The sequence below is a fragment of the Glaciecola siphonariae genome (genome assembly GCF_042652645.1).
Lineage (GTDB): Bacteria > Pseudomonadota > Gammaproteobacteria > Enterobacterales > Alteromonadaceae > Glaciecola > Glaciecola siphonariae.
Map to the genome: position 1 here is coordinate 293,644 of NZ_JBHSGU010000001.1, position 14,085 is coordinate 307,728.

Here is a 14,085-nt window from a genome sequence, read left to right on the forward strand (position 1 = left end):
AACGCAGGGTGTGTTTACCCTGAAACCATCGTCATTTTACAAGGCAACATTACATTGCAATATCGCGCCATCATTAGAATCTTGGGTTTACTCGTAGCGCTTTTTAGCGTCACGATGCTGCCACCGGCGCTTATTTCTCTTATTTATCAAGATGGTGGCGGTCTGGCCTTCATTGTTGCCTTTTTTCTCAGTTTAGTAACGGGCTTGGCCATATGGTATCCAAACCGCACAAGTAAAAGCGACTTAAGAGCAAAAGAGGGCTTTTTGATTGTGGTCTTGTTTTGGACGGTGTTGGCAACTTTCGGTGCGCTACCGTTCGCGTTACTTGACCAACCGCAAATGACAATTACCGATGCAATTTTTGAGTCGTTTTCCGGTTTAACCACAACGGGTGCAACGGTAATTGAGGGCATTGAGTTTTTGCCTAAAGCAGTGCAGTTTTATCGCCAGCAGCTCCAGTGGTTAGGCGGTATGGGTATTATTGTGTTAGCGGTAGCAGTGTTGCCTATTTTGGGTGTGGGAGGCATGCAGCTATATCGCGCAGAAACCCCTGGTCCGGTTAAAGATTCCAAAATGACGCCGCGCATTGCCGATACTGCAAAGCATTTGTGGTATATCTACCTATCTTTAACCATTGCCTGTTCTTTTGCCTATTGGGTCGCCGGCATGAATTTGTTTGATGCGGTTTGTCATGCCTTTTCGACCATCGCGATAGGCGGCTTTTCAACCTATGACGCAAGCTTAGGATATTTCAACAGTGTTGCTGTGAATATCGTTTGCGTGGTGTTTTTGTGGATAGCGGCGCTTAACTTCTCTTTGCATTATGCGGCAGTTAGTGGCCGTAATATAAGAAACTATTTTAAAGACCCCGAGTGCAAAACGTTTTTTACAATACAATTTGCGCTGATCACGGTGTGCTTTTTGGTTTTAGTGAATTTTTCGGTTTACGACAGCGCAGAAATCGCCCTCGACCAAGCGCTTATCCAAGCGGTTTCAATTAGCACAACCGCTGGGTTTGCCACGACAGATTTTTCGTCTTGGCCAGCGTTCCTGCCAATTTTGCTAATATTTTCAAGTTTTATTGGGGGATGCGCGGGCTCAACGGGCGGCGGTCTAAAGGTTATTCGAGTTTTGCTCTTATTCTTGCAGGGTAAACGTGAGGTTGACCGACTTATACATCCAAAAGCCGTATATGCGGTAAAGCTCGGCGACAGAGCCATGCCGTCTCGGGTAGTAGAGGCTGTTTGGGGCTTTTTTGCCGCGTATGCAATTGTATTTGTAATCATCATGATTGGATTAATCGGCACCGGCCTAGACAATATCACTGCGTTTTCAGCCACAGCCGCTACCTTGAACAACCTTGGGCCCGGTTTAGGGTCAGTTGCGGGGACCTATGCTGAGGTGTCTGATGGCGCTAAGTGGATGTTGGTGACCGCCATGCTCTTTGGGCGTCTCGAAGTATTCTCGCTGTTAGTCTTATTTTCGCCTACATTCTGGCGCAGTTAGCACTAATGAGAGCCTAGTTCTGCGCTTATGATAGTTTACGCTGTGCGTATTTTTGCTTTGTCGCTAACGCCTCAAAGCTGAGGTTTTTAACCAAAGAATAGTGCGCTGGGTTGGAAGAGCTTTTCCACGTCCCAAATAAACTTTTTGTCTACTAAGAACAGAATAACGTGATCATTGGCTTGGATCACCGTATCGCTGTGAGCAATCACCACTTCGTCTTTTCGTACAATTGCGCCTATGGTGGTGCCGGGTGGCAGCTTAATGTCTTGAATTTGCTTTCCCACCACTTTAGATGTTGACTCATCACCATGCGCAATTGCCTCAATTGCTTCGGCGGCTCCTCTTCTTAGTGAGTGAACGTTCACTATGTCTCCACGCCTTACATGCGTGAGCAAGGCAGAAATAGTTGCCTGTTGAGGAGAGAAGGCTATGTCAATGTCGCCGCCTTGTACGAGGTCAACATAGGCGCTGCGCTGAATGAGTACCATGGCTTTTTGGGCTCCCATGCGTTTTGCTAGCATCGCCGACATGATATTAGCTTCATCGTCATTCGTTACAGCAATAAACGCATCTACTTGCTCTACGTTTTCTTCCGATAGCAAAGACGCATCTGACGCATCGCCCTGAAACACGATGGCTTTATCAAGCACAGTAGATAAGTATTGAGCGCGTTCGGCATTATATTCAATAAGCTTGACGTTATGTTTGTCTTCTAGTCGTTTAGCGAGCCCTGCACCTATGAGCCCTCCGCCCGCAATCATAATGCGTTTGTAGCTGGACTCGAGCTTTTGTAGTTCGCTCATTACCGCGCGAATGTGCTTGGTATCAGCAATAAAAAACACTTCGTCGTCGGCCTCAATTACCGTTGAGCCAAGCGGTCGAATAGGGCGCCCGCGACGATATATCGCAGCAACGCGAGTATCCACATTGGGCATATGCTCTTTCAAGGCTGACAAGGCATGACCTACGAGCAAACCACCATAATATGCTTTTACCGCCACTAGACTCGCTTTGCCATCGGCAAATTCAACAACCTGAAGTGCACCCGGGTAATCGATTAAGCGCTTAATTGCGGTCGTTACTAGTTGCTCCGGCGCAATCAAATGGTCTACTGGGATATCTTGGTGTTTGTATAGCTGCTCTTGATAAATGATATATTGTTCAGAGCGTACGCGAGCAATTTTGGTGGGTGTTTTAAATAAACTGTATGCAACTTGACAGGCCATCATATTGCTTTCGTCACTGTTGGTGACCGCAATCACCATATCGGCATCTTCGGCGCCTGCTTTCTTCAAAATATCAGGATGTGAGCCAATGCCGCACACCACCTGTAGGTCGAGTCTATTTTGAAGCGACTCTAATATGGTCATGTCGGAGTCTATAATGGTAATTTCGTTGTTCTCACCGACTAAATTCTCGGCCAGTGTGCCGCCAACCTGTCCTGCGCCTATGATGATGATTTTCATTATTCTACTCTGATCACCTTACAAGTGAGCTTGCTTAATCGCTGAATCTGACTTTAGCAGTCTCGCGTAAAAGAAACCATCCATGTTTTTCTCGCCCGGTAAAATTTGCCAGCCAAGCGCCTCAGGATCACTTTGGGCCTCGATAGGCACTAACGAAGCGTCTGAATGTGTCTGCAAAAAGTTTTTGATTTGCTGACTGTTCTCTTGCGGCAATATTGAGCAAGTGGCATAAAGCAGCACACCGCCGGGTAACAAACGCTGCCAAGTCGCTTCCAATATACTTTTTTGTAGCTCAACCAAAGCTGCGATGTCGGTGCCTTTTCGGTGCCATTTAATATCAGGATGACGCCTTATCACTCCGGTGGCCGAGCAGGGTGCATCCAATAATATTTTATTAAACATCGGCAGTTTGCTGAGGCTCGCTGTATCTGAAGCGTCAGCATCTACGATATGAAGTTTATCGCCCATACGCTGAATGTGCCCAAGGCGGCTTAAGTTATCGTGAGTGCGTGCATTTCTGCTGGCAACATTGTCGAGGGCATATAAGGCTTTTAAGCAGACGCCAGTTTCTATAAGTGCAGCAGTTTTGCCACCCGGTGCGGCGCAGGCATCGAGCACGCAGTCATCATCTTTGAGCTTGAGCAATGATGCCGCTTGCTGCGCTGCGAGGTCTTGCACTGAGCACCCGCCTTCATCAAAGTTTGGTAAGGTGGTGACATCGGTGTATTTTTCTAAAAAAATCGCATGAGGAGGGAGCGCTTCATGCGCAATACTTGCTTCATTCAAGCGATTGCAATACTCGTCTAATGAATTAACCAAAGGATTCACCCGAAGCCACAACGGGGGTTTGGTAGACATTGCCTTACACAAGTTAGCAAGATGGTCAGGATAGGCCGATGCGAGTTCTCGATAAAGCCATTTAGGTAAATTCGCGACAACGTGCGGTGCGGTGTCAATCTGCTGTGCGAGTTCATGGCGCTCAAAGTTTCTTAATATTGCATTGACCATGCCGCTTAGCTGAGGCTGTTTCAGCAACTTGCTAGCTTCAACAGTTTCCGAGACAGCCGCATGAGTCGATGTGCGCATATAGGCTTGCTGAAATAATCCCAACATTATTAAATGTTCAATAATTTTTTGCTGCTTTTTTAAGGGCGTTTTTAATAATTGTCTGAGCCACGACTGCAAAGTTGGAAGCACGCGTAACACACCAAACACAGACTCTTGTAACCACGCTCGGTCTTTAGCGAGTCCATGGCGTTCAAAAATCATCGGCATCACTTCTCGTGATGACGCACCATGCTCCAAAATTTGCAGCAAAGCCCATGCTCCGTCTGCTCGCAACTGGGGTTTGTGCCGAATGGCCCGAGGTCCTTTATCGTGCTGAATATTGGTGGTTTTACTCATGATGAAGCTTGCTGTTGACGGTAAAAAGATGAGGATTACCGTTCACTATTTCGCTGACTAACTGCGGTTTCTTACCAGGCAGCTGCAAGCGAGTAATACGCAAAATGCCGTCGCTGCACGCGATGTCTAAGCCGCTTTTATTATAATTTGTTACCGTACCGAGGTCTTTATCATGTTTGCCTAGGTGCGCTTCGCCACTGTGAATCTTGATGCCTGCGCCGTTATGTTCAAACCACGCCATCGGCCATGGGTTAAATGCCCTTATATTTCGGGCCAATTGCTCGCAGCTTAACGACCAGTCGCAGCGCGCTTCTTCTTTACTGAGCTTTTTGGCGTGAGTGGCCAGTGCGTCGTTTTGTTTGATAGGAGCGATGCTGTGCAGTCTTTCAATACATTCAACAAGTGCTTGGGGGCCGAGTTCAGCAAGTTTTTGGTAAAGTGTAGCGCTGGTATCGAGCGGCTCAATTTCAATCGCTTTCGTTAATAGCACATCACCGGTGTCTAAACCTTCGTCCATCTGCATGATGGCAACGCCAGTCTTACTGTCTCCGGCCCACAGCGCACGTTGTATCGGGGCAGCGCCTCGCCATTTGGGCAATAAAGAGCCGTGTACATTGATACATCCAAACTTTGGCGCCTCTAACACCGGCTTTGGCAAAATCAATCCATAGGCTACCACCACCATCAAATCTGCATTTAATGCAGATAGCTGTGTGAGCGCGTCTTCAGATTTCAGTGTAGGGGGTTGATAAACGTCAATATCATGCTGCTGAGCGACAGATTTTACCGCGCTTGGCCTTAGTTTTTTACCCCTTCCCGACGGCCTGTCAGGTTGCGTGTATACCGCTACAATGTTATGCCCAGCCTCGATGAGTGCGCTTAGGTGAGATGCGGCAAATTCCGGCGTTCCGGCAAAGATAATGTTCAAATTAAGTTGTTACCTTGATTGTTAACCCTCACGGGCAGCCAAACGCGCTTCTTTTTCCAACTTTTTACGAATGCGCTCTCGTTTTAAGCTAGATAAATAGTCAACAAAAAGCTTACCTTGTAAATGGTCTAGTTCGTGTTGAATGCAAATCGCCAGCAGTCCGTCTGCTTCTAACTCAAAAGGCTCACCGTTTTTATCGAGTGCTTTTACTTTTATACGTTCGGCGCGGTCAACCTTAGCGTAATTGTTCGGAACAGACAGACAGCCTTCTTCACTCACAGTGCTGCCGTCTTTTTGCGTAATCTCAGGGTTGATAAATACTAGGGGTTCGCTATGATCCTCACTGACGTCCATGACGACCACGCGTTTATGCACATCTACCTGAGTCGCGGCTAATCCTATGCCTCGCTCATCGCGCATAGTGTCAAACATGTCGTCGATCAATTTTTTAATGCTGTCGTCAACTTTCTCAACAGGCGCGGCAACAGTTCGTAAACGCTCGTCAGGAAAGGTTAATACTTGTAAAACGGCCATAAACTACTCTTAGGATCAGTATACTTATTCATACGACAAGCGCAGAATGTGTAATTATTTTCGTCGAAATTCTCGTAACATGTTACATTGCGAAAAAATATATCAATGACTTATCCGGATTTGGGGTTAAATTTATTAATTTCAAACCGATAACGAATTATACAACAGTCAAACTATTAATAAACTGATATTCGTACAGGAAGCTAATCATGCGTTTAAAAAGTATCATCATCCACACTGTTGCACTTACCTTTGTGGCGCTCTTTGCCTCTCAGTCAGTGCTCGCGGACGTGGTGAATATCAGAGAGGATGCCCCGCAGACTTACGTAGTGGAAAAAGGCGATACTCTTTGGGACATCTCGAGTTTATTCTTAAGTCAGCCTTGGCGCTGGCCTGAGTTATGGCGTAACAACACCCAAATAGAAAACCCACATCTCATTTATCCAGGTGATATGTTGCGCCTGCGTTGGGAAAATGGCGTTCCCATTTTGGAAGTGGTGCGCGATAAGCCATTGCTAACGCTTTCACCAGATACGCAAAGAAGAGAAAAGCCCAACCCAATCAATGTGCTTCCTTGGGAAGCTATCGCGATGTATATCAATAACGATAGCATTATGACCACAGAAGAATTTCAAGCTTTGCCAGCTGTGCTAAGTGACCGAGAGGGCTCGGCGCGGTTCGTTGACGAAGATTACGTGTTAACAAAAGCACTTAAAAACGCCAAGCGCGCCAATATGACTGAGTTTGAAATTGTGCGAAAGGAGCGCGAGGTCTATGACAGTTTAGGCGCGCTATTAGGTGTACAAGTTATTCAGCTAAGTGATGCAGAATTTTCGACAGATGTTAATAGTGATAAATACGTCGTAAAAGTGGCCAACAGCATTCGCGAAGTTAAAAAAGGCGACAAGCTTCGCCCAGCAAAGAAGTTTGACAACAACGACCTAACCTTGCAGCCAGCTACTCGTCAACGCGGCGAACTAGTGTCGAATATCAACGGTTACAACATCATTTCTAAAGATGACGTGGTAATTATTAACATTGGTAAACGCAAAGTGGAACCGGGCACAGTGTTTGGAATTTATAAGCAAGGGCCAGATATTGAGTATAAAGAAGAGCCGCTGCGCAGCGCATCTGCCACCGGCAGCATTGCTTCTTTATTCAGCCTTGGCGAAACCATACAGCAACCCGCCTATAAAGTAGGTGAATTGGTGGTAATCCGCGGCTTTGAACACGCCAGCTATGCATGGGTCACCGAAGCGTCTACGCATTTAGTGGGCGGTGAAATAGTCGCAAGCCCAACCCCTTCTGAGAATTAGTCTTATGTAAACAAGGAAGTTTTATGACCACGGATTCGGTCTTATCTGCCTCTCGCGAGGACGAAATTAGCGCGTATTTGCGCCTCGACGGCATACCTAAAATCGGTATTGCTAGCTTATTAAAAACCGCAAAAATGCACGGGTGTCGATTACTCGATATTCCTGCTTTAAGTCGCTCGGACTTAGTAACAAGCGGATGGCAGGAGCAACAAATAAGGTATTTATGCTCTGCCGATACCTCGCTGCGCCGTTCACGTAGCCGTTTATTTAACTGGCTGAATAAAAGCGACACTCACCATTTCATTGGATTTAATGATTTTGCTTATCCGAGCAGCTTAAAGCACTTAACTCGCCCTCCTTTATTTTTGTTGGTTGCGGGTCAAATTGAAGCGCTCGCGTTTGCTCAATTGGCCATGATTGGTACGCGTTCTCCTAGCCAGTATGCAAAAGAAGTCGTAGACGATTTGGTGAGTGCAATTGCATCTAATATGGATGTGGCGCTTACCAGCGGAATGGCACTTGGCATAGATGGTTTAAGTCATCGCGCAAGTTTGCATCATGGCATGCCCACACTAGCGGTGCTAGGTTGCGGGATTGATATTGCTTATCCTAAGCGTCATCAGTCGCTTTATTACGATATTCAAGAATCGGGTGCGGTCATTAGCGAGTTTGTTCCCGGTACGGTGCCTCACGCGAGTTTATTTCCAAGGCGTAATCGCATTATTAGCGGGCTGGCTCAAGGCGTGATTGTGGTTGAGGCAAAAATTAAAAGCGGCACCTTAGTCACCGCTAAATATGCCTTGGAGCAAAACAAAGAAGTGTTTGCAGTGCCAAGTGCGATATACAACCCAAATGCCGAGGGCTGCCATCATCTTATTAAACAAGGCGCAAAGCTGATCGAAAACGCCCAAGACATATTGGATGAGCTGCCTTTTTTAGCAAAAAACCAAGAAATCGTAACGAATCCCCAAAAAAGTGTGAATCAAGACTTGGCATCTGATCCATTGTTAGATAGTGTTGGTTATAGCGCTATATCAGTTGATCTGATCGCTAAACGCACCGGCATGTCGGTTTCTGATGTGCTAATACAATTATTACAATATGAGTTGCGTGGCATTGTAGCATCCACTCCGGAAGGCTACGTTAAGTTGAGGGGCTAGATATGTTTGATATCCTCATGTATCTGTTTGAAAATATGGTACATAGCGAATCTGAGGTCATGATTGACCAAGACGAACTAACAGAAGAGTTAGTTCGAGCGGGTTTTCATCATGATGAAATATACAAAGCGTTAGCATGGCTAGAAAAGCTATGTGAACTACAAACTACCGACGACACTCCCTACCTTCAATACAAAAGCAAAACAAGAACCACCCGTATTTACACCCACGAAGAGCAGCAGCGACTTGATGTTGAATCCCGTGGCTTTTTGATGTTTTTAGAGCAAATCAACGTGCTCGACTCGACTACGCGAGAAATGGTACTAGACCGAGTCATGGAGATTGAGACCAACGAGTTTTGTGTGATTGATTTAAAATGGGTAGTGCTCATGGTGCTTTTCAATGTACCAGGGAAAGAGTTGGCCTATGAACAAATGGAAGAGTTGCTATTTGAATTACCAGAAGGGTTGCTGCACTAAGCACCTATGGCAAAAATCAACAGTGATTTATTTGTATCAGCGCACGGTGCCAATGAGTTAGCCTATGGCACCTGTCCTCAATGTGAAGCACAACTGGCAGTCAAACACGTTGGTAAGTCTACTTTTTTAGGTTGCTCGGCTTACCCTAAATGTGATTACACAAAGTCTCTTGGTCAAAACGATGTCAGCATTGTAAAAGAAATGCCCCAGAGCCATTGCCCCCAGTGCGATGGTAATTTGGCCGTTAAGAAGGGACGGTATGGCATGTTTATAGGTTGTACAAACTTTCCTACTTGTCACTTTATTTCGAATAATCATACTGCAAAAAAAACGGCACAATACACGCCGGTTGAATGTCCTGCTTGCAAAAAAGGAACAATCGATAAAAAACAGAATCGGTTTGGTAAGTATTTTTACGCCTGTAACAACTATCCTGCGTGCAAGTATGTATTAAATCAGATGCCGCTCGCTCGTAAATGTGAAATATGCAACTCACCGATCATGCTTGTTCAATCTAAAGATAAACATCAATTGCTTTGTGCTAATGCTGACTGCGGGCACACTGTGAAAGACACCTTATAGAGAATTCAGTTCTATGCAATTTAATGCTCAACATTTCAGACAAGATTACGCTGACGGGAAGGTGTTTGCTTATCCTACTGAAGCTGTCTACGGACTTGGCTGCGACCCCTTAAATGAAAAAGCTGTTTATGAGATATTGCGTTTAAAGCAGCGCCCTGTAGAAAAAGGCATGATACTCATAGCACAAAGTATCGAGCAAGTACTGCCTTTTGTGAAGTTTGATAGCTTAACCGAAGACGCTCAAACAAAGATTATAGACTCATGGCCGGGTCCGGTTACCTGGTTGTTGCCTAAATCTGAGCATACTCCCTCTTTCATAAGCGGTGATTCAGACATGGTGGCGGTGAGAGTTACCAAACATACATTGGTTCAGCAGATGTGCTGGGCGGTTAACAGCCCGCTGGTATCGACTAGCGCAAATCCAGCTGCATTAGAGCCTGCTCGGACAGCACAGGAGATAGATGCTTATTTTGGTAAGCAAGTCGTGTTGATTGAGGGTGCGCTGGGTGAGCAAAAAAGTCCCAGTAAAATTATTCATAGTCTTACCATGGAAGTACTGCGCTCATGAGCACACAAGACGTTACTGCAAAACAAATTGCGCTGGTAAAACAATTCTTGTTGTCTTTGCAAGACGATATTTGTGTGGCGCTCAGCGACATTGATGCTGTGGGTACTTTTACCGAAGATATGTGGGAGCGCGAAGAAGGTGGTGGTGGTCGTTCCCGAGTGATGAGCAATGGTCGCTTGATAGAGCAGGGTGGTGTTAATTTTTCTCATGTCTTTGGTACACAGATGCCACCATCAGCGACCGCCGCCAGACCGGAACTGGCGGGGCGAAACTTTCAAGCAATGGGCGTTTCTTTGGTGATTCATCCGCACTCTCCTTACATTCCTACTTCACACGCGAACGTACGATTTTTTATTGCTGAAAAGGAAGGTGAGGCCCCGATATGGTGGTTTGGTGGCGGGTTTGACCTTACACCAAGTTATGTTTTTGAAGAGGACGCTAGACATTGGCATCAGGTGGCGTTTGATCTTTGCGCGCCATTTGGCGAGCAGGTATATCCAAAATACAAAAAGTGGTGCGATGACTATTTTTACCTGAAACACCGAAAGGAAACGAGAGGTGTGGGCGGTTTGTTCTTCGACGATTTAAACAAGTGGGGCTTTGAGCAGTCATTTGCTTTTATTCAGGCGGTGGGTAAGGGGTATATTGATGCTTATCTACCTATCATGGAGCGTCGACAGCATACCGAGTTTACCGAAAAACAACGACAGTTTCAGTTGTATCGTCGCGGTCGGTATGTCGAATTTAATCTCGTTTACGATCGAGGCACTCTATTTGGCTTGCAAACGGGCGGCCGGACCGAGTCAATACTCATGTCTATGCCGCCTTTGGCTAGATGGGAGTATAACATGACGCCAGAGCCGGGCTCACAAGAGGCCAAGTTAGCTGGTTATTTAAAGGCGATAGACTGGTTAAATCTCGAGAGTTAGGTCTAATCTTCGAAAAAACTTGATTTGGATCAACTGAACAAACGTTGCTAAATCCCTGTTTTAAAAACATTAATCTAGATCAATGTTATGTGCTCCTGCGTAAGTATGATGGTGATAATCAATCAGGAGCAATACAAATGAAAACATCATTATTAACAGTGGCGGTAGTGTCTGCATTAGCGGCAACATCAGGTAGTGTATTCGCTTACGAAAAAGGCGATTGGCTAGTGAGAGCCGGCGTTACAACTGTCGCACCAGATGCGTCAAGTACGCCCATATTCGCTGGCAGCCTTGACTTAGGGCAGGCATTACCGTCAATTGGTTCATCACTCACGGTTGATGTTGATAACAATACTCAGTTGGGTCTAAATATTGCGTATTTTGTTACCGACAACATCAATGTAGAAGTGTTAGCCGCAACGCCGTTTAAACACGATATATCGTTTGCCGCAGGTAAGTTGGCCGAAACAACTCACCTACCTCCCACGGTTACGGTGAACTACTTCTTTTTAGATGGCTCTTCGAAGTTTCAGCCTTATGTTGGCGCCGGCGTAAACTATACAATTTTCTTTGACGAAGAGTTTGACGACGGTGCAGTTGCAGCCATTGAAACAATTACTCAAGGAGACTTAGGCGCAGCAGCGACCGTGTCAAATCTAGACTTAGATGCATCTTTTGGATTATCTGCTCAGGTGGGCTTTGATTATGAAATTGCTGATGACATGTTTTTGAATGCGTCGGTTCGCTATATCGACATTGAAACAGAAGCTAATTTTGATATATCAGGTGTGCCTAGCGTCGCAACGTCTGGTTCTATCGAATCAGTGCAGATTGACCCATGGGTTTACACTATATCAGTAGGTTATAAGTTTTAATGACACAATAGTCTATAAGTCTGGTATCAAGCCTCTTGATGATGCAAGGGGCTTTTTTCTTTTCTAAAATTGATTACACTGGCACCACGGTGTGTATCAAATTATAAAAAATGACTCCTAAAGCTTGTGTGTTCGGCAATCCTATTGCGCAGAGTAAGTCTCCTATTATTCATCAACATTTTGCATCGCAGCAAGGCATCGCCTTATTGTATGAAAAACGTTGCCCTGAAGTAGCAGCCTTTGAGTCTGAACTTACCGCGTTCTTCGCGTCTGAGGAAACTGTGGGAGCAAATGTTACCGCTCCGTTTAAGGAGCGTGCACTTGTTTGGGCCAGCGATTTAAGTGAACAAGCTAGGCGAGCAGGGGCGGTCAATACACTTATAAAACACGTAAACGGCATTACAGGCGACAACACCGATGGCGTTGGTATTGTGGCTGACCTTGCCTTTCACGGCTTTGACATTAACGATAAAAATGTTCTGATGATTGGCGCTGGTGGTGCGGCCAGAGGAGCTCTGCCAGCTATTGTTGATGCAGGAGCAGCCTCACTTACCGTTTATAATAGAACGCGTGAACGGGCATCAGCACTTATAGAGCATGCGGGGAGCTATGTTGACGAAACTGCCTGTAATCTGCGCGTGTTCTCAAAAGGCATGAATGAATTTGATCTTATTATCAATGCCACAACATTAAGCTTACAAGGTCAACTTCCTGAATTACCGTCCACTATTTATGCTGATGCAACACTTGCTTACGACATGGTTTATTTAGACAAGGATACTGTTTTTATGGATGCGGCATTAAATGCGGGTTGTACAAAAGTAGTCGACGGGTTAGGTATGTTGCTTGAACAAGCCGCATTTAGCTTTGAGCACTGGTTTGGTGTAAAACCGAACACAGACGAATTAAGAGAAAAGCTTCGACAGAACTAGTCAGGTTGTTTAAGCGCTTAAATACTCATCTTTTAATGTTACATAGTTAGTTGCTGATGTTCGCAAAAAGCTTAGTTCAACTTGATTAAGCTCACGCGCCTTACGCATTGGATTACCGACGTATAAATAGCCACTTTGTAAACGTTTGTTAGGGGGAACTAGCGTACCCGCTCCAATCAGAACATCATCTTCAACAACTGCACCATCCATAATAATCGCGCCCATACCAACCAAAATGCGGTTTCCAAGCGTACATCCATGCAACATGCATTTGTGACCAACGGTAACATCGTCACCGATGATGAGTGGAAAGCCGTCTGGGTTTTGTGCGGACTTGCGTGTTAGGTGTAATACGCTGCCATCCTGAATATTGGTGCGCTTGCCAATTCGCATGTAATTTACGTCACCTCTTGCAGCAACTAATGGCCATATACTTGAATCGCTACCTATTTGAATGTCACCAACCAGTATGGAGGAATCATCTATATACACTGTTTTGTCAAAGCTAGGACTTTGACCTTTATATGCTCGTATATTCATTCAAAGTACCTGTGAATGTTAAATTATTTAACGTTTGAGTTCAGCGATTAAACGGATTGTACTATTATTCAGCGTTTAAACAGAAACTCTAAATTATTTTAAAAATAAGCTTGATTGCCATCGTTAGTTCTGTAAAATGCGCGCTCGCTTCAAGGAGAAGTCAAACAAACGCGCTTAGGTGAGTTATTAAGCATGTTCGTGAAGGCCTTGTTTGAAGCGGGTTTCAAGCAAATATGAATTTAGAAATTTTAAATTAAAAGCTTGACTCCCTGATGCAAGTCTGTAAGATACGCATCCCGCTTGAGAGGCTTACCTCTGAAGCGATTCGCAAATATTGCGAACGTGCAGCACGGCACGACTCAACAAACCGCTACAGGTAATGTTAGTCACCTTGCGCAAGAAGTTTTCGAAACTCGTTTCAAAAATTTTGCACGACAGCTCTTTAACAATTTATAACAAGATAATCTGTGTGGGCACTCATTAAGAGTGTCTACGACAAAATTTATATCGTTTCTTGGCAACAAGAAACACCGATAGTATTCAATTGAAGAGTTTGATCATGGCTCAGATTGAACGCTGGCGGCAGGCCTAACACATGCAAGTCGAACGGAAACATGTCTAGCTTGCTAGATGATGTCGAGTGGCGGACGGGTGAGTAATGCCTGGGAATTTGCCTTTGCGAGGGGGATAACCATTGGAAACGATGGCTAATACCGCATAATACCTACGGGTCAAAGGGGGGACTAGTTCCTCCCGCGTGAAGAGGAGCCCAGGTGAGATTAGCTAGTTGGTGGGGTAAAGGCTCACCAAGGCGACGATCTCTAGCTGTTCTGAGAGGAAGATCAGCCACACTGGAACTGAGACAC

The 14,085-nt window shown here is 45.4% G+C and carries 14 protein-coding genes and 1 rRNA gene; 10 read left to right on the forward strand and 5 right to left on the reverse strand.

Features of this window, described 5'->3' with window-relative positions; genetic code table 11:
* Positions 1–54 precede the first annotated feature (54 nt).
* Entirely contained in the window at positions 55–1,506 is a 1,452-nt protein-coding gene (locus ACFO4O_RS01345) for a TrkH family potassium uptake protein (protein ID WP_382405491.1), read from the forward strand.
* 86 nt (positions 1,507–1,592) lie between these two features.
* Here the strand turns inward: ACFO4O_RS01345 and trkA are convergent, their stop codons facing one another.
* The 4 genes from trkA to def are packed head-to-tail and all read right to left on the reverse strand — an operon-like array spanning position 1,593 to position 5,838.
* Complete coding sequence (gene trkA / locus ACFO4O_RS01350) at positions 1,593–2,972, reverse strand: Trk system potassium transporter TrkA (protein WP_382405457.1); 1,380 nt, start codon at positions 2,970–2,972, stop codon at positions 1,593–1,595.
* An 18-nt stretch (positions 2,973–2,990) separates the two neighbouring features.
* Positions 2,991–4,376 (reverse strand): 16S rRNA (cytosine(967)-C(5))-methyltransferase RsmB, encoded by a 1,386-nt coding sequence (rsmB, locus tag ACFO4O_RS01355; protein WP_382405458.1) that lies wholly within the window; start codon positions 4,374–4,376, stop codon positions 2,991–2,993.
* Positions 4,369–5,304, reverse strand: coding sequence for a methionyl-tRNA formyltransferase (fmt, locus tag ACFO4O_RS01360; protein WP_382405459.1), 936 nt, complete (start codon positions 5,302–5,304; stop codon positions 4,369–4,371). Before fmt ends, rsmB begins: the two co-directional genes overlap by 8 nt.
* 21 nt (positions 5,305–5,325) lie before the next feature.
* Complete coding sequence (def, locus tag ACFO4O_RS01365; protein WP_382405460.1) at positions 5,326–5,838, reverse strand: peptide deformylase; 513 nt, start codon at positions 5,836–5,838, stop codon at positions 5,326–5,328.
* 209 nt (positions 5,839–6,047) lie between these two features.
* On the opposite strand from def, the gene ACFO4O_RS01370 reads away from it, so the two are divergent.
* The 8 genes from ACFO4O_RS01370 (at position 6,048) to aroE (ending at position 12,679) form a co-directional block, all read left to right on the forward strand.
* Positions 6,048–7,154 carry a LysM peptidoglycan-binding domain-containing protein gene (locus ACFO4O_RS01370; RefSeq protein ID WP_382405462.1) on the forward strand — a complete coding sequence of 369 codons (1,107 nt, stop codon included), beginning with the start codon at positions 6,048–6,050 and terminating at the stop codon, positions 7,152–7,154.
* A 23-nt stretch (positions 7,155–7,177) separates the two neighbouring features.
* Positions 7,178–8,314 (forward strand): DNA-processing protein DprA, encoded by a 1,137-nt coding sequence (gene dprA, locus ACFO4O_RS01375; RefSeq protein WP_382405463.1) that lies wholly within the window; start codon positions 7,178–7,180, stop codon positions 8,312–8,314.
* A 2-nt stretch (positions 8,315–8,316) separates the two neighbouring features.
* Positions 8,317–8,793, forward strand: coding sequence for a DUF494 family protein (locus tag ACFO4O_RS01380; RefSeq protein ID WP_382405465.1), 477 nt, complete (start codon positions 8,317–8,319; stop codon positions 8,791–8,793).
* 6 nt (positions 8,794–8,799) lie between these two features.
* Positions 8,800–9,375 carry a topoisomerase DNA-binding C4 zinc finger domain-containing protein gene (locus ACFO4O_RS01385; RefSeq protein ID WP_382405467.1) on the forward strand — a complete coding sequence of 192 codons (576 nt, stop codon included), beginning with the start codon at positions 8,800–8,802 and terminating at the stop codon, positions 9,373–9,375.
* A 13-nt stretch (positions 9,376–9,388) separates the two neighbouring features.
* Positions 9,389–9,943, forward strand: coding sequence for an L-threonylcarbamoyladenylate synthase type 1 TsaC (gene tsaC, locus ACFO4O_RS01390; protein WP_382405468.1), 555 nt, complete (start codon positions 9,389–9,391; stop codon positions 9,941–9,943).
* A complete protein-coding gene (gene hemF / locus ACFO4O_RS01395) occupies positions 9,940–10,872 on the forward strand; it encodes an oxygen-dependent coproporphyrinogen oxidase (RefSeq protein WP_382405469.1) in 933 nt (310 codons plus the stop codon). The genes tsaC and hemF overlap by 4 nt, the downstream gene beginning before the upstream one ends.
* Before the next feature lie 137 nt (positions 10,873–11,009).
* The gene (locus tag ACFO4O_RS01400; protein ID WP_382405470.1) at positions 11,010–11,747 is read left to right on the forward strand and encodes an OmpW/AlkL family protein; all 738 of its coding nucleotides are present in this window, start codon (positions 11,010–11,012) and stop codon (positions 11,745–11,747) included.
* Between the two features lie 110 nt (positions 11,748–11,857).
* The gene (gene aroE / locus ACFO4O_RS01405) at positions 11,858–12,679 is read left to right on the forward strand and encodes a shikimate dehydrogenase (RefSeq protein ID WP_382405472.1); all 822 of its coding nucleotides are present in this window, start codon (positions 11,858–11,860) and stop codon (positions 12,677–12,679) included.
* A gap of 9 nt (positions 12,680–12,688) precedes the next feature.
* Here the strand turns inward: aroE and ACFO4O_RS01410 are convergent, their stop codons facing one another.
* Positions 12,689–13,219, reverse strand: coding sequence for a gamma carbonic anhydrase family protein (locus ACFO4O_RS01410; RefSeq protein WP_382405473.1), 531 nt, complete (start codon positions 13,217–13,219; stop codon positions 12,689–12,691).
* A 541-nt stretch (positions 13,220–13,760) separates the two neighbouring features.
* Here ACFO4O_RS01410 and ACFO4O_RS01415 point away from each other — a divergent pair.
* Positions 13,761–14,085, forward strand: a 16S ribosomal RNA gene (locus ACFO4O_RS01415); the annotation flags it as partial.

Excerpts from the sequence above, each read along its gene's own strand:
- trkA (WP_382405457.1), bottom strand. The coding sequence starts at position 2,972 with ATGAAAATCATCATCATAGGCGCAGGACAGGTTGGCGGCACACTGGCC.
- rsmB (WP_382405458.1), bottom strand. The coding sequence starts at position 4,376 with ATGAGTAAAACCACCAATATTCAGCACGATAAAGGACCTCGGGCCATT.
- def (WP_382405460.1), bottom strand. The coding sequence starts at position 5,838 with ATGGCCGTTTTACAAGTATTAACCTTTCCTGACGAGCGTTTACGAACT.
- ACFO4O_RS01370 (WP_382405462.1), top strand. The coding sequence starts at position 6,048 with ATGCGTTTAAAAAGTATCATCATCCACACTGTTGCACTTACCTTTGTG.
- dprA (WP_382405463.1), top strand. The coding sequence starts at position 7,178 with ATGACCACGGATTCGGTCTTATCTGCCTCTCGCGAGGACGAAATTAGC.
- ACFO4O_RS01380 (WP_382405465.1), top strand. The coding sequence starts at position 8,317 with ATGTTTGATATCCTCATGTATCTGTTTGAAAATATGGTACATAGCGAA.
- ACFO4O_RS01385 (WP_382405467.1), top strand. The coding sequence starts at position 8,800 with ATGGCAAAAATCAACAGTGATTTATTTGTATCAGCGCACGGTGCCAAT.
- tsaC (WP_382405468.1), top strand. The coding sequence starts at position 9,389 with ATGCAATTTAATGCTCAACATTTCAGACAAGATTACGCTGACGGGAAG.
- hemF (WP_382405469.1), top strand. The coding sequence starts at position 9,940 with ATGAGCACACAAGACGTTACTGCAAAACAAATTGCGCTGGTAAAACAA.
- ACFO4O_RS01400 (WP_382405470.1), top strand. The coding sequence starts at position 11,010 with ATGAAAACATCATTATTAACAGTGGCGGTAGTGTCTGCATTAGCGGCA.
- aroE (WP_382405472.1), top strand. The coding sequence starts at position 11,858 with ATGACTCCTAAAGCTTGTGTGTTCGGCAATCCTATTGCGCAGAGTAAG.
- ACFO4O_RS01410 (WP_382405473.1), bottom strand. The coding sequence starts at position 13,219 with ATGAATATACGAGCATATAAAGGTCAAAGTCCTAGCTTTGACAAAACA.